This is a genomic window from Rhodococcus sp. Q, from assembly GCF_005503035.1.
In the GTDB taxonomy this organism is placed as follows: Bacteria; Actinomycetota; Actinomycetes; order Mycobacteriales; family Mycobacteriaceae; genus Rhodococcus_G.
Window position 1 is genome coordinate 100,886 of record NZ_SCOY01000010.1, and the last position, 20,356, is coordinate 121,241.

Here is a 20,356-nt window from a genome sequence, read left to right on the forward strand (position 1 = left end):
CGAAATGGGGATCGCCGGACATGACCTAGGGTTGGGCGCGTGTACGTCCCCGCCGCCTTCGCCCTGACCGAGGACGAGACCGTCGACGCGCTGCGTCGCGGCGGGTTCGCGCATCTGGTCACCGCCACACCCGCCGGGCTGCTGACGACCCCGCTGCCGATGCTCTACGACGAGGAGCGGCACCGTCTGGTCGGGCACGTGTCGCGGGCGAACCCGCACTGGCGTGGCGGTGACGGCGGGCAGAGCGTCGCGATCTTCTCCGGTGCCGACGGGTACGTGTCCCCGCGCTGGTATCCGGAGGACGCGTCCCGCACGCGGATGGCACCGACGTGGAACTACGAGGTGCTCACCGTGCACGGCCGGCTCGTGGTGCACGACGACGTCGAGTGGGTGCGGGCGAACGTGACGGCGTTGACGGCGGCCCACGAGCAGGACCGGGACGAACCCTGGCGGATCGGCGAGGTCGCGGCACGGGACGTGGACGCGATGCTCCGCGCCATCGTCGGCGTCGAGGTCGTCATCGAGCGGGCGGTGGGCAAGGCGAAGCTCAGCCAGAACCAACCCGACCGCAATCGCCGCGCGGTGATCGACGGTTTGGAGCGATCCGCGTCCCCGGGCGATCGCACGCTCGCCGACCGGATGCGTATCTCGCCGAGCGAGAACTGAACCCACGACGGCACAGCAGGCCGCTACATTCAGCCTCGTACGGCGAATTGATCCCGGACGCTCACATGGGAGGCAGTGCAGGTGAAGGTCACGCACGACCGCATCGTCGACGCGGGCATCGACCGCGACGAACTGGAACGACGCAAGACGCTGTACGGCTCGTTCACCGACGCGGTGCGGGAGCTGGTCGACGCGACGATCCGCACCGAGGTGGACGACGAGGTGATCCGTGAGGTGCAGGCGGAGATCACGGCGGCGACCGCGAAGCTGCGCGCCCGCCAGATCGACGGCGCGTTCGGGATGCGCCGCACGATCTCGGGCGAGACCTTCTCGTGGGGCAATGCGGGTGTCGGGGTGCGCAATGCGGTCGCGCCGCCGCTGGTCATCGAGCGTGACGACACCGGCAGGCACTGGACGCACGTCACCCTCGGCGCCGCGTACGAGGGCCCGCCTGGTCACGTGCACGGCGGCATCGGGGCTCTGGTCCTCGACCACCTGCTCGGTGTCACGGGCAGCGCCACGGAACGCCGCCTGACTGGCACCCTGACGCTGCGCTATCGGCGCGGGACCCCCCTCGGCCCGCTGTACGCCGAGGCGCAGGTCGTCGAGGTGGACGGACGCAAAGCCATCGTGCGGGGCACCCTGTCCGACGCGGAGGGTGTCACGATCGAGGCGGAGGGAATCTTCATCTCACCCGGACCGTTGGTGTAGTCAGCCCGTCGGCGTGGGTCGGGCCGCCACCGTCCCGCGGGCGTACCAGGCCCGGGCGTCGAGGGTGAACGGTCCGGTCGGCAGTTCGGTCCGGCACACCTCGCGGACCGCGGAGCGCAGGTTCTCCGGCAGGGAATGCAGGAACTGGCCCGCCGGTCCGACGGCGAACGTGAACGGTTCCCAGAAGTCGTCGAAGTCGCGGTAGTCGACGTGGGCGGTGAGCGCGCCGCTCACCACATCCGCCAGGCCGGCGCGGCGCAGCCTCTCGGCGATGTCGCCGTCGGCGGTGCCCACCATCGCGGCCTCTCCCACCACGGTCGGGTCGATCTCGCGGACCGCGGTCCAGAACAGGTGGAGCATCCGCATGCCCCCGGTCGCGATGTCCCACATGCAGGCGGCGACGGTGCCGCCCGGTCGGGTCACCCGCGCCATCTCACCGACGCCGCGGTCGGGGTCGCGCATGAATCCGATCACGAGCGACGCCATCGTTGCATCGAATTCGTCACTGTCCCAGGACAATTGCTCGGCCGCGCCGTCGCGGACGTCGGCGCCGGGAATGCGTTCTCGACAGGCCGCAGCGAACTGGGGTGCCGGGTCGATCGCCGCGACGTTCGCCGCGCCGACGCGGGCGGCAAGTTCCGCGGCGAGGGCACCGGGTCCGCACCCGACGTCGCAGACGCGCATTCCGGCGCGAACCCCGACCGCGTCGGCGAAAACCGGCGCCAGGGACGACGCGTACCGCCCCATGAACCTGTCGTACTGCTGCGCCGGCGCACCGAACTGCTGCATGTCATCATCATCCGCCACTCGCCGCCCCGGTCAAGCAGCCGCTCGCGGCAGCGATCCAGTCGCCGCTCGCGGCAGCGATCCAGTCGCCGCTCGCGGCAGCGATCCAGTCGCCGCTCGCGGCAGCGATCCAGTCGCCGCTCGCGGCAGTGGCCGAGTCGCCGCTCGCGGCAGTGGCCGAGGACTGGACAGCGCGCGCGCCGCCACCTAGATTCACACAGCAGTCCAGACAGTTGTCCAGAAGTGTTCAGGGGGTCGGGGTGCAGTTCACGCTCGAGGACATCGACGCCGCGGAGGTCGTCCGGCGCACTGCGCTGTACGGGCCCCTCACCGACGCAGTCCGCGACCTCGTCGACGCCACGATTCGCACCGAGGTCGACGAGGACACCATCCGCGACGTGCACGCCAGCGTCCTGGCGGCGACCGACCGCCTGCGCGCGCACCAGATCGACGGCGCGTTCGGCGTCCGATACACCCATCACGGCGAGGCGATGGCCTGGGGCAACTCCGTGATCGGACTGCGGAACGCGATCGCGCCACCGCTGTCCGTCACGCACGAGCCCGGCGGCCTCGTGTGGAGCGAGTTCGTCCTCGGCGCCGCCTACGAGGGTCCACCCGGGCACGTCCACGGCGGGGTGTGCGCACTCGTCCTCGACCAGATCCTCGGCATGTCCGCCGCATCCAACGACAAGCCGAACTTCACCGGCACCCTCACACTCCGCTACCGGCGCGGAACGCCGCTCGGCCCCCTGCGCGTCGAGGCCCGGATCGACCGCGTCGAGGGCGTCAAGACGTTCGTCGTCGGCACCATCTCCGACGCCGCAGGCGTCACAGTCGAAGCTGACGGCGTGTTCATCCTGCCCACGTGGGCGCGGGAATCCGGCGGAGAACCCACCTCGAAGTGAGGTAGTGCGCTACTCGATACTCTCGCCGCGAACCGGCCGATTCTGGAGTCGACAGCAAGTCGATCCGAGTGAGGCGAGAACGATGACCGTGCAGGCCATGGACGTGCGCGTCGCAGCCCCGGCCGAGGAGGTCGCCGCCGACACGACGAGTCCACACGCGTCGGCGTCGTGGCCGTGCGGCGAGGTGCTTCCGGTCGGGGTGCTTCCCGACCAACGGCGCCGATCCGACATCGCCGAGCATCTGACCGTCGTCCGTGCCGCGGCACGTCGCGACGCGCGGCACGGCCTGGTGCGGGTTCCTCGGGTACGCCCCGATCGACTTCCGCCGGTGGTCTCGCTGGCCCGGTGGCAGACACCGTTCCGGTTCCAGAACTTCCGCGGCACCGGATCCGCGTTCGCGGTGGTCGCGGCGATGGAGGCGGAGTACCTGCGCCGGTACGGGGTGGCGCTGCATCTGTCGGAGCAGTACGCGATTCACGTGGCGCAGGCGGGCGAGCTGTACCCCGGCTACACCACGTCACCGAAACGGCACGAGAACAACAGCTCCTACTGGAGTTTCCACGGAACGTCCGATCTCGCATCGACGCTGTCTCGGGCGGCGATCCCCGACGAACAGTCGGCGCGGTACCTGTCGCGGGCGGAGATGACGCTGCTGCGTCCGGCGGTCCCCGCGGCGGGCGACCTGGCCGACGCGGACGACACCCCGCAGGAGAATCTCGACGCGTTCGAGTTCTCGGAGCGGCACATTCCCACCCACGCCCGCCACCGGGCGCACTACCGCATCGCGGACAACGCCGTGGTGTCCCTCGGGATGAACCCGTCCATCGCCACCCTGCAGTCGGTGATCGCGAGCGGCCACGAGGTCATCGCGGACGTGCCCGCGCACTGCTTCCTCCTCGTGGGGTACGACCGGCCGCGGCGCGAATGGCTGGTGAAGGACTCGCGCGGCCAGAACGCCTTCATCCGTGTCGGATTCGACGATCCCGACTGGCCGATCCTGGCGGGGCACTACCTCACGGCGGTGGTCGCGCCGACCTGCGAGCCGCAACTCGACGCCTGGTGGATCGGCCGCTGGAACATCGACATCGACGGTCGCTGCGGCGAACTGGTCGTGCGGCGGACCGCCGACTATCGCGGCACCCCGGGGACACCGACGAAGCTCGGGAACTTCTACTGCGACGGATGGCGGTACGACGTCAACGGCCTCACCGAGGACGACGGGCGGACGGTGCACTTCTGGATCGCCGACACCACCGACCGGATCCCGGCCGGAACCCCGTCCGGCCAGGAGTTCCACGCCCACCTGTTCTCCTGGGATCCGAGGAACGCCGCCGGGCACACCACCCGGGACGGCGTGCCGTTCGGCGTCACCCTCAGTCGCAACCCGCTCGACCGCCCGTCCGTCGACCGAACGGCGCGCGCCGGTTTCGAGGCGCGCGACTGGGTCGGCACGTGGGCGCTGAACCACGACGGGTTTCGGGGCTCCTGGAGATCGACTCGGTGGATCCGCTGCGTGCCCGCTACACACCCGCGGGTGGTCGGCCCCTGCCGGTCACGGGATCGGTGACGGCGCACCGGCTGACGATGTCCGTCGACTTCGCCGACACCGAACCCCAGCAGTTCCACCTGCTCGCCCACACCGGCGAGCACGCCCGCCTGTCCGGAATCACCACCTGGCACGGTCACGAGTACGGAGTGCAGGGCACCCATGTATGACAGCGATTACATTTCCCGCATGACCACTGCACGCAAGTCCCTGTGCGTCGCGTACGCCGTGATCGCGGCGGTGGCACTGGTCGCCACGTGGTGGCACAACATCGCGTACCTCGCCGACGGCGGCACACTCGGCGGGTTCTTCACCGAGGGCTTCGCCAACCACGTCAGCAGTTCGTTCACGAACGACCTCGTCCTGCTCACCGCGGCGGTGATCGTGTTCATGGTCGTCGAGGCTCGCCGGCTCGGCATCCGGTTCGTCTGGCTGTACGTGGCGCTCGCGTTCGTCATCGCGATCAGCGTGACGTTTCCGCTGTTCCTGATCGCCCGCGAAGTGCGGTTGACGCAGACGGAACGCACAGCGATCACACCTGACGCCGCCTGACGGCTCGACCGCCATCTCCTCCACACCCGCGGCGCGGCTCGGAAGCCTGTCGAGACGCGAGGCTCCCCTCCCGTATCATTGGTAACGACCGGCCACACCGCTGGTCGTCGTCGAGACCTGCCGAGTGACCCGAACCGCCCGTCCCCGGCCAGCAGGCGCGCCCACCTCACGCGCCGCGCGCTCTCGAGCTTGTTCTTTCGATGTCGCCCGGCTCGCCGCCACCGGACCAACTGAACTCCGGGAAGCTACCGCCGGGTAACATTGTTGTGTCCCGTACTGCGTCCCGATTGCGGACGCTTCTGGTAGCGGAAAAGTGAGGCTGTTCAATGACTGAACGCGTGCAGGTCGGTGGACTTCAGGTCGCCAAGGTTCTCTACGACTTCGTCAATGCCGAGGCACTGCCCGGCACCGGCGTCGACGCCGACGCGTTCTGGTCCGGCGCCGTCAAGGTGATCGAGGATCTCGCCCCCAAGAACAAGGCGCTGCTGGCGAAGCGCGACGACCTGCAGGCGCAGGTCGACGGTTGGCACCGTGAGCGTGCCGGTCAGCCGCACGATGCCGCCGCGTACAAGGCGTTCCTGCAGGAGATCGGCTACCTGCTGCCCACGCCGGAGCCGTTCGAGATCACGACCGCGAACGTCGACGCCGAGATCGCCACCACCGCGGGCCCGCAGCTCGTGGTGCCGGTGCTCAACGCCCGGTTCGCGCTCAACGCGTCCAACGCTCGCTGGGGTTCGCTGTACGACGCCCTGTACGGCACCGACGCGATCTCCGAGGACGGCGGCGCCGAGAAGGGCACCGGCTACAACAAGGTGCGCGGCGACAAGGTCATCGCCTGGGCCCGCAACTTCCTCGACACCGCGGCGCCGCTCGCGAAGGGCTCCCACGCCGAGGCGACCCGCTACTTCGTCGACGGCTCCACGCTGAAGGTCGAACTCGGCGGCGAGGTCGTCACCGAGCTGGCGCAGCCGGAGAAGTTCGTCGGCTTCCTCGGCGAGAAGGACGCACCGACGTCGGTGCTGCTGCGCAACAACGGCCTGCACGCCGAGATCCAGATCGACGCCACCTCCCCGATCGGCTCCACCGACGCCGCGGGCGTCAAGGACGTCGTGCTCGAGTCCGCGATCACCACGATCATGGACTTCGAGGACTCCGTCGCGGCCGTCGACGCCGACGACAAGGTCGTCGGCTACCGCAACTGGCTCGGACTGAACCGCGGCGACCTCGCCGAGGAGATCAGCAAGGGCGGCAAGTCCTTCACCCGCCGCCTCAACGGCGACCGCACCTACACGGCGCCCGACGGCTCCGACCTCACGCTGCACGGTCGCTCGCTGCTGTTCGTCCGCAACGTCGGCCACCTGATGACCAACCCGGCGATCCTCGACGCCGACGGCAACGAGGTGCCCGAGGGCATCCTCGACGCGCTCGTCACCAGCCTGTGCGCCACCCACGGCCTGACCCGCAGCGATGCGAACGGTCCGCTGGACAACAGCCGCACCGGCTCGATCTACATCGTGAAGCCGAAGCAGCACGGTCCCGAGGAGGTCGCGTTCACCGGCGAGCTGTTCGGTCGTGTCGAGCAGGTCCTCGGGCTGCCCGCGAACACCCTCAAGGTCGGCATCATGGACGAGGAGCGCCGCACGACGGTCAACCTGTCCGCCTGCATCAAGGAGGCGTCCGAGCGGGTCGTGTTCATCAACACCGGCTTCCTCGACCGCACCGGCGACGAGATCCACACCTCCATGGAGGCCGGCGCGATGATCCGCAAGGCCGAGATGAAGAAGCAGCGTTGGATCGCCGCGTACGAGGACTGGAACGTCGACACCGGCCTGGCCGCGGGCCTGCAGGGCAAGGCGCAGATCGGCAAGGGCATGTGGGCGATGACGGACCTGATGGCCGACATGCTCGAGCAGAAGATCGGCCACCCGAAGGCCGGCGCCAACACCGCGTGGGTGCCGTCCCCGACGGGCGCGACCCTGCACGCGACGCACTACCACCAGGTGGACGTGTTCGCGGTGCAGGAGGGGCTGAAGGGCAAGCCGCGCGCGAGCGTCGACGACATCCTCACCATCCCGCTCGCCCCGTCCACCGACTGGTCGGACGCCGAGAAGCGTGAGGAACTCGACAACAACGCCCAGTCCATCCTCGGCTACGTGGTCCGCTGGATCGACGCGGGCGTCGGGTGCTCGAAGGTGCCCGACATCCACGACGTCGCACTCATGGAAGACCGTGCGACGCTGCGCATCTCGAGCCAGCTGCTCGCGAACTGGCTGCGCCACGGCATCGTCACCGAGGCCGAGGTCACCGAGGCACTGGAGCGGATGGCCCCGGTCGTGGACCGCCAGAACGCGGGCGACGCCACCTACCGGAACATGGCACCCGACTTCGACTCCAACATCGCCTTCCAGGCGGCGAAGGAGCTGATCCTCGAGGGCGCGAAGCAGCCGAGCGGCTACACCGAGCCGATCCTGCACCGCCGCCGCCGCGAGTACAAGGCCGCGAACGCCTGATTCCGGCGCACAGCACCACATCCCGGTCCACCGGGAACACGACGCCGTCCGACCGCTCCGGTCGGACGGCGTCGTCGTCGCGTGGTGCGTCTCGATCCGTAGACTGAACGCTCGGGTTCGGATGGAATGACGGAACGGGGCCTCGCGGCCGGGAACGAGGAGCCGTGGGGCAGCATCGCGACGAGGAACGACTGCGTGGCGTCAGCCGGGGCCCGGTGATCGCGGCCGTATCCGTGTTGGTGGTGATCCTCGCGATCGTCGGGTGGTTCCAGCTGCGGGACCGGATCTCCGATCAGGGTGTCGCCGCCGCGCAAACCTGCGTCGAGGGTGAGGTGGTTCTCGACGTCGCCGCCGACCCCGACGTCGCGGCCACCGTCCGCGCCGTCGCGGACCGCTACAACGCGACCGCACCGGTCGTCCGGGACCACTGCGTTCAGGTCTCCGTCGCCGACGCCCCGTCGGACGCCGTCGTGACGGGGCTGTCGCAGCCCGACCTGTCCGAGTGGACCGGACCGGTCTCCGCTCCCGCGCTGTGGGTTCCGCAGAGTTCGATGGCGATCACCCGGCTGACCCACCCCGAGGTGGTGTCCGGGGTCTCGAAGTCGGTCGCGTATTCACCTGTCGTCCTGGCCGTTCCGGACGCACTGCGGGACGGATTGACACGCGCCCGGATCGGATGGCAGGACCTGCCGCGCCTGCAGGGCGACCCGAAGTCACTGCCCGAGCTGGGTCTTCCGGGTTGGGGCGGACTGAAACTCGCACTGGCGCCCGCGTGGGAATCCTCGGCCCTGACGGGCGACTCCGTCGCCGCCGCGGTCGCCGGGGCAGGCACCGGACCCGTCACCGCCGAACAGGCACAGTCCCCGGCCGTGACGTCCGCGCTCACCACCCTCGCTCGCGGTTCCCGAGTACTCGGGGACCTGCCCCCGACCGCGGCGGACGGCCTCACCGCGCTCGCCGCGCAGACCGACCTCGCGGGCGGCCAGTTCCACGCCGTACCCGTCACCCAGCAGCAACTCGACGCTCTCGACGCGACCGACGTCAGCGGCTACGCACCCGCAGGCGCCGCGCCGGTCGCGGACCACCCGGCGGTCGTCGTCGCGGCGCCGTGGGTCGACGAGACGCGCTCACGGGCGGCCGCCCAGTTCGCCGAATACCTGCGGGCACCGGAGCAGTACGACATCGTCACCGGCGCCGGGTTCACCACCACCGCGCCGGGCGGCACCCTCGTACCGTCGGACCCGGCGACGGCGTCGGCCATGCTGGCACCGATCACCGCCACCGCCTCGACGCGATCGACGACCGTCCTGCTCGACGTCTCGGCGTCGATGACGCAGACCGACGGGGGCGCCACGAAGCTCGCCAACGTCACCGGCGCCCTGGCCGAGCAGATCGATGCCGCCCCCGACGACTCCGAGGTCGGACTCTGGCTGTACTCGCGGGGTCTCGACGGGAACCGTCCCTACCGCGTCGCGGTCGCGACGGGCCCGCTGTCCGAGAACCGCGACGATCTCGAGGGCGCGCTCGGCTCGGTGCGCGCGGGGACGGCCACCTCCACGTACACGTCGGTGATCACCGCCTACGACACGGCCGTGTCCGAGTACTCCGACGGCAGGACCAATTCCGTCCTCCTCGTCACCGACGGACCCAACGACGACACCAGCATCACCTCCGCGCAGTTCCTCCGCGCGGTGTCCGAAGCGTCCGACCCCGGCCGGCCCGTGCAGATCGATGTCATTGCCGTCGGCGAGAACTCGGACGCGGCGACGCTGCAGAAGCTCGCCGACCAGACCGGTGGCACGATGCGGACGGTGCCCGGCTCGTCGGGTCCCGACTTCGCGCAGGCACTCCAGTCGACGCTCGGCTGAGGACCGACGGATTCGATGATCAGACTCGCCGTTTTCGGACTTCTGCTCGCCCTTCTCACCTGGTGGCTGTTTCGCAGGCTCACCGGCCCGACCGAACTCGGGCCGGTCGCGCGACGCGCCGTCGGCACCGCCCTGATCGTGCTCTGGGCGCTGGCACTCGTCGGCGTCGGCAGCGGTGAGGTGTTCGCGACGTCGTGGGCTCGGCCGCCCGGCGCGGTCGGCTGGGTGTGGCTCGCCGCGGTGCTGTACCTCACAGCGGGGTTGGGCGTCATCGCGATCGGCACCGGGGTCACCGGACTGATCCGACGGCGGCGGCGCACGCCGATCGAATCCGGATCCCCCGAACAGGCGGCGGGCCCGACCCGGCGGCGGGTGCTGCGCGGCGCAACGGCCGCGGTCGTGCTCGCGGCGATCGGTTCGGCCGGCTACGGCGTCGTGGAGGCGGCAACGCCACGGGTCGTTCGGGTGCGAGTTCCGTTGCGGCGCCTGCCCGCCGATTTCGCGGGCACCCGCATCGCCCTGGTCACCGACGTTCACGTCGGGCCGGCCCGCGGGATCGGATTCACCCGCAAGATCGTCGACATCGTGAATTCCGAACACCCCGACCTGGTGTTGCTCGGCGGCGACCTCGTCGACGGCACCGTCGCGAAGGTCGGTCCCGACCTGGCGCCGCTCGCCGACCTGAGCGCCCCGCTCGGCGTGTTCGGGGTCAGCGGCAACCACGAGTTCTACGCCGGAGACGGCGGACGGTGGCTCGACCTGTGGGACACCCTCGGAATCCACACGCTCCGCAACTCCCGCGTCGAACTGCGGCGCGGCGACGCCGTCGTGGACCTCGCGGGTATCCACGACCTCACGTCACCGGCACCGTACGAGCCGGACCTGCAGGCCGCGTTGGCGGGACGCGACCCGGACCGCGCCGTGCTGCTCCTCGCCCACCAGCCCGCGCAGGTGCTCGAGGCGGCGGAACTGGGCGTCGACCTGCAGATGTCCGGACACACACACGGCGGGCAGATGTGGCCGCTGGGCTACCTGGTGCCGCTGCAGCAGCCGTCGGTGACCGGACTCGACCGTTTCGGCGACACGGTCCTCTACACCAGCCGCGGGGCAGGCGCCTGGGGCCCGCCGGTGCGCGTTGCGTCACCGCCGGAGATCACCCTGATCGAGCTCACCACAACCTGACCGAACATGCCGTGTGGTCTGGTGGAGTGACCGGACGGCACAGTCGTGTCGACGGGTGGGCGTCAGAGGCACCACTCGAGTTCGGCGGAGCCCGGGAACGGCACGACGAAGCAGAAGGCGAGCGACCCGTTTCCGAGCGGACGTTCCTTGGCCATGGCCGGTGGTGCGGCGATGGCGCCGACAGCGACGGTCATGGCGGCCACGGCGATGACGCGGCGGATGGTGGAAGGCATTTTCCCGACCTCCGGATTGCGGTTTCCCGTGTCCCGGTCGTTCGGTCGTGCGGACGGCCCGGGTTTCGGGCACCGCACCATCGTCCCCCTCCGGCGTCGCCGACCACAACGTTCGTGAGCTCGGCTCACGAACGTTGTGGTCCGGCTGCCGAGCAGGTCAGCTGCTGAAGGCCTCGATCGGCGGGCAGGAACAGACCAGGTTCCGGTCGCCGTGGGCGCCGTCGATGCGACGCACCGGCGGCCAGATCTTGTCCGCGGTGCCCGCGGGGAACACCGCGAGTTCTCGCGAGTACGGGTGGTCCCACTCGCCGACGAGGCAGGCCGCGGTGTGCGGGGCGCCGCGCAGCGGGTTGTCCTCCACCGGCCACTCCCCCGCACCGACGCGGTCGATCTCGCGGCGGATCGAGACCATCGCGTCGCAGAACCGGTCGATCTCGGCCAGGTTCTCGGACTCCGTCGGTTCGATCATGAGGGTGCCCGCAACCGGGAAGCTCATGGTCGGCGCGTGGAAACCGTAGTCCGCCAAACGCTTTGCGACATCGTCGACGGTGACGCCGGTGTCCTTGGTGATCTGACGCAGGTCGATGATGCACTCGTGGGCGACCATGCCGTTGTCGCCGGTGTAGAGCACCGGGAAGTGCTCGTCGAGGCGGCGGGCGATGTAGTTGGCCGACGCGATCGCCGTCAACGACGCGGACCGCAGCCCGGCGGCTCCCATCATGCGGATGTAGGCCCAGGTGATCGGGAGAATCGAGGCGCTGCCGTACGGCGCCGCGGACACCGTCGGCCCGTCGCCGAGCTCGGGCGCGAGCGGGTGCCCGGGCAGGAACGGGGCGAGATGCTCGCGGACGGCGACCGGCCCGACGCCGGGTCCACCGCCGCCGTGCGGGATGCAGAACGTCTTGTGCAGGTTCAGGTGACTGACGTCGCCGCCGAACCGGCCGGGACGAGCGAGACCGACGAGCGCGTTGAGGTTCGCGCCGTCGACGTACACCTGACCGCCCGCGTCGTGCACGGCCGCGCAGATCTCGGTGACCTCGTGCTCGTACACGCCGTGCGTGGACGGGTACGTGATCATGATCGCCGCGAGACGCTCGGCGTGGTCGGCGATCTTCGCCCGCAGGTCGTCGAGGTCGACGTCGCCGTTGGGACGGCACGCGACGACCTCGACGCGCATTCCCGCCATCACCGCGGACGCGGCGTTGGTGCCGTGCGCACTCGACGGGATCAGGCAGGTGTCGCGGTGGTCGTCGCCGCGCGAGAGGTGATAGTTCCGGATCGCGAGCAGGCCCGCGTACTCGCCCTGGCTTCCTGCGTTCGGCTGCAGGCTCACCCGGTCGTACCCGGTGACGGACGCCAGCCAGGACTCCAGGTCGGCGACGAGGCCGCGGATGCCGACGGTGTCGTCGGCGGGTGCGAACGGATGCAGCGAATTGAACTGCGGCCAGGTGATGGCCTCCATCTCGGCGGCCGCGTTGAGCTTCATCGTGCACGACCCGAGCGGAATCATGCTGCGGTCGAGGGCGATGTCCTTGTCGGACAGCTTGCGCAGGTAGCGCATCATCGCGGTCTCGGTGCGGTGGCTCCGGAACGCGGGGTGGGTGAGGAACTCCGAGGTCCGGGCGAGCGCCGACGGCATCGACTCCGCCGCATCCCCTGCGAGATCGCCTGCCACTCCGAATGCCGCAAGCACCGACTGCAGGTGCGCGGTGGTGGTCGCCTCGTCGCACGCGATGCCGACATGATCCGCGTCGACGAGACGCAGGTTCACGTTCCAGCCCTTGGCGGCCGCGACGACGTCGTCGGCACGACCGGGCACACGGGCGAGCACGGTGTCGAAGAAGTCGGTGTGCACCACGTCGATTCCGCCCGCGCGCAGGCCCGCGGCGAGAGTGCGGGCGTACCCGTTGACGCGCCGGGCGATCGCGGTCAGGCCCTCGGCGCCGTGGTAGCTCGCGTACATCGCGGCGACGACCGCGAGGAGCACCTGCGCGGTACAGATGTTCGAGGTCGCCTTCTCGCGGCGGATGTGCTGTTCACGGGTCTGCAGCGCGAGCCTGTACGCCTTGTCGCCGTCGGCGTCGACGGAGACACCGACGAGGCGGCCGGGCAGCTGGCGGGCGTGCTTCGAGTGGACGGCGAGGTAGCCGGCGTGCGGGCCGCCGAATCCCATGGGGACACCGAACCGCTGGGTGGTGCCGAAGCAGGCATCCGCGCCCATCTCCCCGGGCGGGGTCAGCAGCGTCAATGCGAGCAGGTCGGCGCCGATGGCGACGAGCGCGCCGCGCTCGTGTGCGGCGGAGATCAGCGACGAATGGTCGACGACGCGACCCGATGCGCCGGGCACCTGGGCGAGGACGCCGAAGAAGTCACCCTCGGGCAGGCCCAGGGACAGGTCGGCCTCGACGACCTCGATGCCGAGCGGGGTCGCGCGGGTCTCGATGACGGCGCGGGTCTGCGGGAACAGATCGGCGTCGACGACGAACCGCGGAGACTTCGAACGTCCGGCGCGGCGCAGGAGGGTCATCGCCTCGGCGGCGGCGGTGGCCTCGTCGAGCATCGACGAGTTCGCGACCTCCATGCCGGTCAGGTCGGAGACCATCGTCTGGAAGTTGATGAGGGCCTCGAGCCTGCCCTGACTGATCTCGGGCTGGTACGGCGTGTACGCGGTGTACCAGGCCGGGTTCTCGATCAGGTTCCGCACCAGCACCGGCGGCGTGAGGGTGTCGTAGTAGCCGAGACCGATCATCGACGTCGCGACGGTGTTCCGTTCCGCGAGTGCCGCCAGCTCCGCGAGCACCTCGTGTTCGGACACCGCTGCGGGCAGCGTGTCCAGGCCCGCGCTGACGCCGTCGGTCACGGCGTCGAGGATGCTGCCGGGGATCGCCTTCTCGGCGAGGGTGTCGAGGGTGTCGACACCGATCACGTGCAGGATGCGCTCGAGTTCGGCGTGGTCCGGGCCGATGTGCCGCAGGGCGAAATCGGCGGGGTCGAAGGTGGGCTGGTCAGGCAAGGCGACTCCCGGGGATTCGAGGCCACACCGCAGCGCCTGCGGTGTGTTCCTCCCCCTCTGTCGCCTGCTCGTACCGAGCGCCTGAGAGATTCGGGGCGGCGCTGCCGATCCCTTTCCCCGTGGGCGGGTGGGTTCTCCCACCGCTTTCCAGAGGCGCCGATGCCCGCACGGTCCGGGTGCCTGAGAGATTGACGGGGAGGTGCTGCTCCTTCGGCGTCCGGACCTCGGTCCGGAGCTCTCCCGCGCGGCGACGACGCACCGCAATTCTATGCGACCGTCACGGAATCACCCGCACCCGTCCGTGTGGCACGCGCCACCGTCCCCCGGCAGGGCGGAACCTCGGCTAGCCGGTGCGACGGCTGCCGCGGTTGCGGCGACGCGAGGCCAGCTCGTCCTCGGGGCTCTGCTCGGATTCGCCGCCGTCGGCGCGTTCGGCCGGGAAATCGGCGATCGTGCCGGTCAGTTCCCGCATTGCACCGCTGACGGCGATACCGAACACACCCTGCCCACCTTGGAGCAGGTCGACGACCTCTTCCGGCGACGTGCACTCGTACACGGTGGTGCCGTCGGAGAACAGCGTGATCTTCGCCAGGTCCGCGACGCCGCGCTTGCGCAGGTGATCCACCGCGACCCGAATGTTCTGCAGCGAGATCCCGGTGTCGAGGAGTCGCTTGACGATCTTGAGGACGAGGATGTCCTTGAACGAGTACAGGCGCTGGCTGCCCGAGCCCGCGGCGCCCCGGATCGACGGGACGACCAGCGACGTCCGCGCCCAGTAGTCGAGCTGGCGGTAGGTGATCCCCGCGATCTGGCACGCGATGGGAACCCGGTAGCCGACGAGCTCGTCGGGGATGGAATCGTCGGGGAACAGTCCGGGCTGGGCGTCGAGTACCTCGACCGCCTCGACTGGCGCCTCGGAATCGACGCGCTGATCGACATTCGCGTCCTGCGGCTGATCTACCACTGCCTGCTCCCTCTCGCACGGAAAACCGACCCGTGGATCCCCTCGGCCTACGCCTGGAATTCTCAGCGTACGCCCCGGTGAATCACATGGTGCGTATTCATGTCGGCCCGACGGTATGGGTCGAGGTTCATGCGGTCAACGCAACACGCCCAAAACGTTCAAAGCTTAGCCCCGCTTTAGCTGACTTTACGTAGACGAGACGCTATCGAGACCAAGTGGTTCACAATCGTGACCTGGCCGAGCGCAGCGGTACCACGCGTCAGCCGTCGGTGGCCTTGAAGTCGTCGGGCGAAACCGACTCGAGGAACTCCTTGAACTTCTCGACCTCGTCCTCGCGTTCATCGGGCATCACCAACCCGGCCTCCGCGAGAACGGCTTCCTCGGCGTAGATGGGAACCCCCGCCCGCAGCGCGATGGCAACCGAGTCGGACGGCCGCGCCGAAACAGTGACGTTCTGGTCGAACACCAGGTCCGCGTAGAACGTCCCCTCCTGCAGGTCGACGATCCGAACCTCGATCAGACGATGCCCCAGCGCCCCGATCAACGTGGTGATCAGGTCGTGCGTCAGGGGGCGTGCCGGCTCGACTCCCTGCTGTTCGAGCACGATGGCAGTGGCCTCGGTCTGACCGATCCAGATCGGCAGGTATCGGTCGCCGTCCGCTTCCCGCAGCAGGAGGACGGGCGAATTCTGCGGTTGCTCGACGCGAATCCCGATCACACGCATCTCACTCATCGCGCCCGCCTCCCGTGAAAAACCGTTGCTTCGACCGATTCTATGCCGATGTGAGAACCCGTGCCCGTACGCGCACGGACATCGCGGAGCCGCCGCACTCAGCGGTCGAGCGCCCCGCGAACAGCCGCCTTCACGAGGCAGGTGTGCAGGGTGAGGGACAGTGCGGCCAGTTCACGCACCATCTCCTCCGCCCGGTCGCGGGCGCCCGCGTCGCGGCCCTTCGCCACCGGCCCGGCGATCTGCGCGACCAGCCCGGCCTCACGATCGGCGGCGAGTTTGAACGCACGAAGGTGCCGGGCCTCGAGACCGAAGCCGGACATCGCCCTCGCCGTGCGGGCGAGGGTGACGGCGTCCTCGTCGAAGAAGCCCGCGGAACCGGGAACGATCAGCCCCGCCCGGATCAGCTCGGTGAGGAAGCCCTCGTCGACGCCCGAACGTGCCAGCAGGTCACTCCGGCTGACCCGCACCTCACGGTCCGTCCGGAACTCCTCGGGAGACACCTCACCGGGTGCCACCGTCAGGACCCGCGGGCGGCGTGGTGCCGAGTCGGGCGCTCCGACGACGGCAGCGCCGCTGTCGATCGCCTCGAGCTGCTCCTTGATCACCTTGAGCGGCAGGTACTGGTCACGCTGCGCGGTGAGCACATAGCGCAGCCGCTCGCAGTCGGCGATCGAGAACCGTCGGTAGCCCGACGGCGTCCGTTCCGGACTGATGAGCCCTTCCGCCTCCAGGAAGCGGATCTTCGAGATCGTCACATCCGGGAACTCGGGGCGGAGCCGGTCCAGGACGGAGCCGATGGACATCCCTCCCGAACCCTGGCTCCGCTGCCCGACCGCGGTCATCAGCTGCCCGCACCCGCAGGTGAGTCGCCGGCCGCCGCGCGCGGCCCGGTCAGGAACACCAGCCGGAACTTGCCGATCTGCACCTCGTCGCCGTTCGCGAGCGTGGCCGAATCCACCGGCTCCCGGTTGACGTACGTGCCGTTGAGGCTTCCCACGTCGACGACCTGGAATTCGCTCTGTTCGCGCCGGAACTCGGCGTGCCGACGCGAGACCGTCACGTCGTCGAGGAAGATGTCGCTGTCGGGGTGCCGACCCGCCGAGGTCGTCGGGTGGTCGAGCAGGAACCGCGAACCGGCATTGGGGCCACGCTTGACGACCAGCAGTGCGGAACCGGAGGGCAGGCCCTCGACGCCGGAGACGGGCTGTTCGGTCGGCGCGGCGGTGCCGTCCAGGTCGCTGAGGAAATCCGCTCGGAAAACAGACGTGGTCTCGGCGGGGGTCTCCCCGTAGACCGCGTCGCTGTCGTTGTCGCTCACCGTTTCTCCTCCTCAGTCCGATATCCGGGAAGCCCCGAGCGGAGACCCGAACGAATCTGTAGACACAATCACAACCGATGCGGATCTGCGCCCCGACACGGCGAATGACCTTGTACTCGACCGTACCCTGCGAGCGCCTGTCCGCGTAGGCGCTCGCAGTGCGGGGCGGGTCGGGATCACTCCCCGGTCAGCTCCCGGTACGCATCGGGGTCGAGCATCGCAGCGAGTGCGGCATCGAGCGCGGGCTCGTCGGCGACCTCGAGTTCGACCAGCCACCCGCCGCCGTACGGCGCCGAATTCACCAGCTCCGGGGCGGAATCCAGATCCCCGTTCGCGGCAACGACTTTCGCGTTCAGCGGGGAGTAGATGTCGGAAACGCTCTTGGTGGACTCCACCTCACCGAAGGACTCACCTGCGGTGGTCTCGTCGTCGACGGCGGGCAGCTGGACGAACACCACGTCGCCGAGCTGGGACTGCGCGAAGTCGGTGATGCCGACGCGCACCGTCGTCGATCCCGTCCGCTGCACCCACTCGTGCTCCGCCGTGTAACGCAGTTCGGCCGGGATGTTGGTCTCGCTCACCGTGAGGTCCTTTCGAAGAACAGGTGGTACTCGCCTCGGCAACGCCTGCGCGCTGTACGAGGACGGATGTTCAGTTTCCTGGCTGAGCGTATTGGCGTGGTTTCACCTCTCGCAAGGCGGCGGTCGTGACCTGCTCCGATTGTTCGACCGTCACCCTGCCACCGCTGCGGGCCACGGTGTCGACGACACCACCGGGGATGTTCAGCGCCGCCGCGAGCGTGGGCGGGTCACCGATCGCGGTGACGGTGTAAGGCGCGGACAGTTTCTGCCCGTCGAGCTGCAGGTTTCCGGCGGTGCCCCGCACCCAGGAGTCGACACCCACCCGGATCGGCGGCGTACCGTTCCCGGTCACCTCGATGGACTCGGCGCCCGCGGCGCGCAGTTCCTGGATCATGTCCAAGATCACCTCGGAGCCGACACCTCCCGCCGGGTCGGTGACGGTGAGCACGACCCCCGGACCCGTCGCAGGCGCGGCGCCCACCTGGATGGAGAGTGCGGACAACCGGGCGTTGGCCTCTGCGAGCGCCGCCTCGGAGCCACCGCCGCTACGTTGCAGCGTCGCCAAGGTGTCCTGCAGCGTCGCGATCTCCTGTCGCAGTACCGCTTCCCGCTGTCCGAGGTTGTCGAGGATGACCAGCAGATCGGCGGGCCGGGCCGAATCGAGCGTGTCGCCGGAACCGGTGTCACGCACCTGGGTCGCGATGGCGACACCGAGCGCCGCCATCAACAGCGCGGCGAGGAGCCCGAACACCACCTTCGACCGGCGCGCAGACGCGGGCGTCTCGGTGTGCCATTCGTGCTTGCCCTCGGTGGCCATCGTCAGGCCCCGAACAGCCTGCGACGCAAGGCCGCCGCGTTGCCGAAGATGCGGATGCCGAGCACGACGATGATCGCGGTGGACAGCTGCGTCCCGACGCCCAACTGGTCGCCGAGCCACACGATCAGTGCCGCGACGAGGACGTTGAACACGAAGGACACGACGAAGACCTTCGCGTCGAAGATCTCGTCGAGGTAGGCGCGCAGCCCACCGAACACGGCGTCGAGCGCCGCGACGACCGCGATCGGCAGATACGGCTGTATGGCGTCCGGCACCTGCGGCCGGAACACGATCCCCGCGACGATGCCCGCGACCAACGCGAGTACACCGTAGATCGCGTAGCCGTTGCGGGCCGCGGTGACAGGTTTGACGGGTTTCACTGACCCCCCACTTCTCGTGCGTTCCTGATCTCCCGCGCCGTTGCGGCCGGAAGCGTGATGTCGTCGCTCTCGGCGATCCCGAATCCGACGCCGTACAACTGCTGGACACCGGACATGCGCAGGTAGGCGTCACTGACGACGAACCCGGTCTGCAGTCGTGACGGCTGTCCGATCGCCGACACCACGTACGGCGACGGCACCGGCTGATTGTCCACGAGCATCGCGCCGCCGGCCTGCCGGATCGTCACGCCCGGACCCACCCTCACGTTCCCGACGGCGACGGCCTCGGCGCCGGAGTTCCACAACCCGTTCACCACGGCCTGCAGGTCACGGTCGATGATGACGGGATTCGCGCCGGCGCCGGGACGGGACCGGTCGGACAGGTCCGGCCGCGCGGCGGGATCGCTGAGGGTGACGGTGATCCCGGGACCGTGGACGGGGGTGAGTGCGGCGTCCTGCTCCAGGGTCTCGATCCGGCCCAGGACGGCCGCACCGTCGGCGTCGCCCGCGAGCGCCGAGGTGCGCGCGGCATCGGTTCGGGCGAGCAGGTCGTCCCGCGTCGCGGCCAGGTCGGCGCCGCGCGCTTCGGCGGCGTCGACCTGCGTGAGGATGTCGCTGCGCACCTGGTCCGTTCCGGGCGCCCGGTCCGACGCCTCGGCGTAGGCGACACCGAAGATCAGCCCGAGGACCAAGGCGCCGCCCGCGCACCACGCGGTCGCGTGGAGCGGCCGGTGCAGCGCGTGGTCACGTTCACGATCCTCGGCGGCCGCGGCGTACCCGGGGTCGAGCCCCTCTGCCAGGAGCGCCGTGAGCAGCGACGGCGTCGGATTTCGCCTGACGCCGGTCGGGGCGTCCGCGCCGTTCCCGCTCACGGCGATTCCGCTCGCAGGTCGGAGCGCCCGGGGACGGGGACCTCGCGGGCGATGTTGCGGGCGGCGAGCAGGTACAGCGCACCCGTCCACACGTAGAGCGCGGTGCCCCACACGAGGAGCGCATATCCGAGGGCGTTCGCGGTGGACGCGATAGCCCAGTCCCCCTGTGCCGCCAGCACGAGCGGCATCGCGATCATCAACGCGAACGTCGCCGCCTTGCCCAGATACATCACCGACGGCGGAGGCAGGCCGCGGCGCCGGTAGACCTGCAGGCTGACAGCGAGGATCAGGTCGCGGCCGATCAGGAGCAATGCCACCCACCACGGGATCATGTCCCGGATCGCGAACGCGACCAGCGTGGTCACGACGTAGAGCCGGTCGACGAGGGGGTCGAGCACACCGCCGAGCGTCGACATCTGGTTCAGCAGCCGCGCGAGCTTGCCGTCCGCCCAGTCGGTGAAGCCGCTGAGCATGAGGATCGCCAGCGCCCACCCGTCGGCCTGCGGCCCCAGAAGCAGGTACGCGAACACCGGAACGCCGATCAGCCGGAGCAGGCTGAGGATGTTCGGCACGGTCAGAACCCGGTCGGTCACGACCAACTCCTCAGACCCCGCCTCGGCACCCTCCCCCGCCGCCGGCTCGGTACGCGACCGGTCACCGCTGTCCACTGTCACTCCCATGCTCGTGGGCCGGTCCGCGCCGGCCGGCATCGGAGCAAG

General features: G+C 69.7%; 22 protein-coding genes and 1 riboswitch. Of the genes, 9 read left to right on the forward strand and 13 right to left on the reverse strand.

The genetic code is table 11. From position 1 onward, the window contains the following. Positions 1–39: 39 nt before the first annotated feature. The gene (locus FFS72_RS12905; protein ID WP_137874307.1) at positions 40–666 is read left to right on the forward strand and encodes an FMN-binding negative transcriptional regulator; all 627 of its coding nucleotides are present in this window, start codon (positions 40–42) and stop codon (positions 664–666) included. A gap of 81 nt (positions 667–747) precedes the next feature. After that, positions 748–1,377, forward strand: coding sequence for a PaaI family thioesterase (locus FFS72_RS12910; RefSeq protein WP_249353277.1), 630 nt, complete (start codon positions 748–750; stop codon positions 1,375–1,377). On the opposite strand, the gene FFS72_RS12915 is transcribed toward FFS72_RS12910, so the two are convergent. Both FFS72_RS12915 and FFS72_RS12920 read right to left on the reverse strand, forming a co-directional pair. After that, entirely contained in the window at positions 1,378–2,166 is a 789-nt protein-coding gene (locus FFS72_RS12915; protein ID WP_137874308.1) for a class I SAM-dependent methyltransferase, read from the reverse strand. Between the two features lie 7 nt (positions 2,167–2,173). Continuing rightward, positions 2,174–2,380 (reverse strand): hypothetical protein, encoded by a 207-nt coding sequence (locus tag FFS72_RS12920; protein WP_137874309.1) that lies wholly within the window; start codon positions 2,378–2,380, stop codon positions 2,174–2,176. Between the two features lie 43 nt (positions 2,381–2,423). Here FFS72_RS12920 and FFS72_RS12925 point away from each other — a divergent pair, with 43 nt between their 5' ends. The 7 genes from FFS72_RS12925 to FFS72_RS12950 all read left to right on the forward strand — a co-directional run bounded on the left by FFS72_RS12925 (position 2,424) and on the right by FFS72_RS12950 (position 10,726). Continuing rightward, positions 2,424–3,068, forward strand: a complete 645-nt coding sequence (locus FFS72_RS12925) for a PaaI family thioesterase (protein ID WP_137874310.1) — start codon at positions 2,424–2,426, stop codon at positions 3,066–3,068. An 82-nt stretch (positions 3,069–3,150) separates the two neighbouring features. After that, positions 3,151–4,635, forward strand: coding sequence for a hypothetical protein (locus tag FFS72_RS12930; protein ID WP_137874311.1), 1,485 nt, complete (start codon positions 3,151–3,153; stop codon positions 4,633–4,635). Continuing rightward, positions 4,632–4,784, forward strand: coding sequence for a hypothetical protein (locus tag FFS72_RS26450; protein WP_171018657.1), 153 nt, complete (start codon positions 4,632–4,634; stop codon positions 4,782–4,784). Before FFS72_RS12930 ends, FFS72_RS26450 begins: the two co-directional genes overlap by 4 nt. A 19-nt stretch (positions 4,785–4,803) precedes the next feature. Next, entirely contained in the window at positions 4,804–5,166 is a 363-nt protein-coding gene (locus FFS72_RS12935; RefSeq protein ID WP_137874312.1) for a DUF2834 domain-containing protein, read from the forward strand. A 326-nt stretch (positions 5,167–5,492) separates the two neighbouring features. Beyond that, positions 5,493–7,676, forward strand: coding sequence for a malate synthase G (locus tag FFS72_RS12940; RefSeq protein ID WP_137874313.1), 2,184 nt, complete (start codon positions 5,493–5,495; stop codon positions 7,674–7,676). A 164-nt stretch (positions 7,677–7,840) separates the two neighbouring features. Beyond that, positions 7,841–9,544: a substrate-binding domain-containing protein gene (locus tag FFS72_RS12945; protein ID WP_137874314.1), complete on the forward strand. Its 1,704-nt coding sequence runs from the start codon at positions 7,841–7,843 to the stop codon at positions 9,542–9,544. 15 nt (positions 9,545–9,559) lie between these two features. Next, positions 9,560–10,726, forward strand: a complete 1,167-nt coding sequence (locus FFS72_RS12950) for a metallophosphoesterase (RefSeq protein WP_137874315.1) — start codon at positions 9,560–9,562, stop codon at positions 10,724–10,726. 62 nt (positions 10,727–10,788) lie between these two features. Here FFS72_RS12950 and FFS72_RS26455 read toward each other — a convergent pair whose 3' ends face one another. The 11 genes from FFS72_RS26455 to clsA all read right to left on the reverse strand — a co-directional run bounded on the left by FFS72_RS26455 (position 10,789) and on the right by clsA (position 20,230). Further along, positions 10,789–10,959 (reverse strand): hypothetical protein, encoded by a 171-nt coding sequence (locus FFS72_RS26455; RefSeq protein WP_171018658.1) that lies wholly within the window; start codon positions 10,957–10,959, stop codon positions 10,789–10,791. A 157-nt stretch (positions 10,960–11,116) separates the two neighbouring features. Then, a complete protein-coding gene (gene gcvP / locus FFS72_RS12955; RefSeq protein WP_137874316.1) occupies positions 11,117–13,972 on the reverse strand; it encodes an aminomethyl-transferring glycine dehydrogenase in 2,856 nt (951 codons plus the stop codon). 158 nt (positions 13,973–14,130) lie between these two features. Then, positions 14,131–14,225: riboswitch (glycine riboswitch) on the reverse strand. A 90-nt stretch (positions 14,226–14,315) separates the two neighbouring features. Then, a complete protein-coding gene (locus FFS72_RS12960; RefSeq protein ID WP_050064475.1) occupies positions 14,316–14,936 on the reverse strand; it encodes a MerR family transcriptional regulator in 621 nt (206 codons plus the stop codon). A 259-nt stretch (positions 14,937–15,195) separates the two neighbouring features. Further along, positions 15,196–15,669, reverse strand: a complete 474-nt coding sequence (locus FFS72_RS12965; RefSeq protein WP_050064476.1) for a bifunctional nuclease family protein — start codon at positions 15,667–15,669, stop codon at positions 15,196–15,198. Between the two features lie 98 nt (positions 15,670–15,767). Then, on the reverse strand, positions 15,768–16,511 hold the full coding sequence (ftsR, locus tag FFS72_RS12970) for a transcriptional regulator FtsR (protein WP_137874317.1): 744 nt from the start codon (positions 16,509–16,511) through the stop codon (positions 15,768–15,770). Then, on the reverse strand, positions 16,511–16,987 hold the full coding sequence (gene garA, locus FFS72_RS12975; RefSeq protein WP_050064478.1) for a glycogen accumulation regulator GarA: 477 nt from the start codon (positions 16,985–16,987) through the stop codon (positions 16,511–16,513). Before garA ends, ftsR begins: the two co-directional genes overlap by 1 nt. Positions 16,988–17,163: 176 nt before the next feature. After that, positions 17,164–17,568, reverse strand: coding sequence for a glycine cleavage system protein GcvH (gcvH, locus tag FFS72_RS12980; RefSeq protein WP_137874318.1), 405 nt, complete (start codon positions 17,566–17,568; stop codon positions 17,164–17,166). Positions 17,569–17,638: 70 nt separating this feature from the next. Further along, positions 17,639–18,385: a DUF881 domain-containing protein gene (locus FFS72_RS12985; protein WP_050064480.1), complete on the reverse strand. Its 747-nt coding sequence runs from the start codon at positions 18,383–18,385 to the stop codon at positions 17,639–17,641. A gap of 2 nt (positions 18,386–18,387) precedes the next feature. After that, positions 18,388–18,765 (reverse strand): small basic family protein, encoded by a 378-nt coding sequence (locus FFS72_RS12990; protein ID WP_050064481.1) that lies wholly within the window; start codon positions 18,763–18,765, stop codon positions 18,388–18,390. Next, the gene (locus FFS72_RS12995; protein ID WP_137874319.1) at positions 18,762–19,637 is read right to left on the reverse strand and encodes a DUF881 domain-containing protein; all 876 of its coding nucleotides are present in this window, start codon (positions 19,635–19,637) and stop codon (positions 18,762–18,764) included. Before FFS72_RS12995 ends, FFS72_RS12990 begins: the two co-directional genes overlap by 4 nt. Beyond that, a complete protein-coding gene (gene clsA / locus FFS72_RS13000) occupies positions 19,634–20,230 on the reverse strand; it encodes a cardiolipin synthase ClsA (protein WP_502704109.1) in 597 nt (198 codons plus the stop codon). Before clsA ends, FFS72_RS12995 begins: the two co-directional genes overlap by 4 nt. Positions 20,231–20,356: the final 126 nt, after the last annotated feature.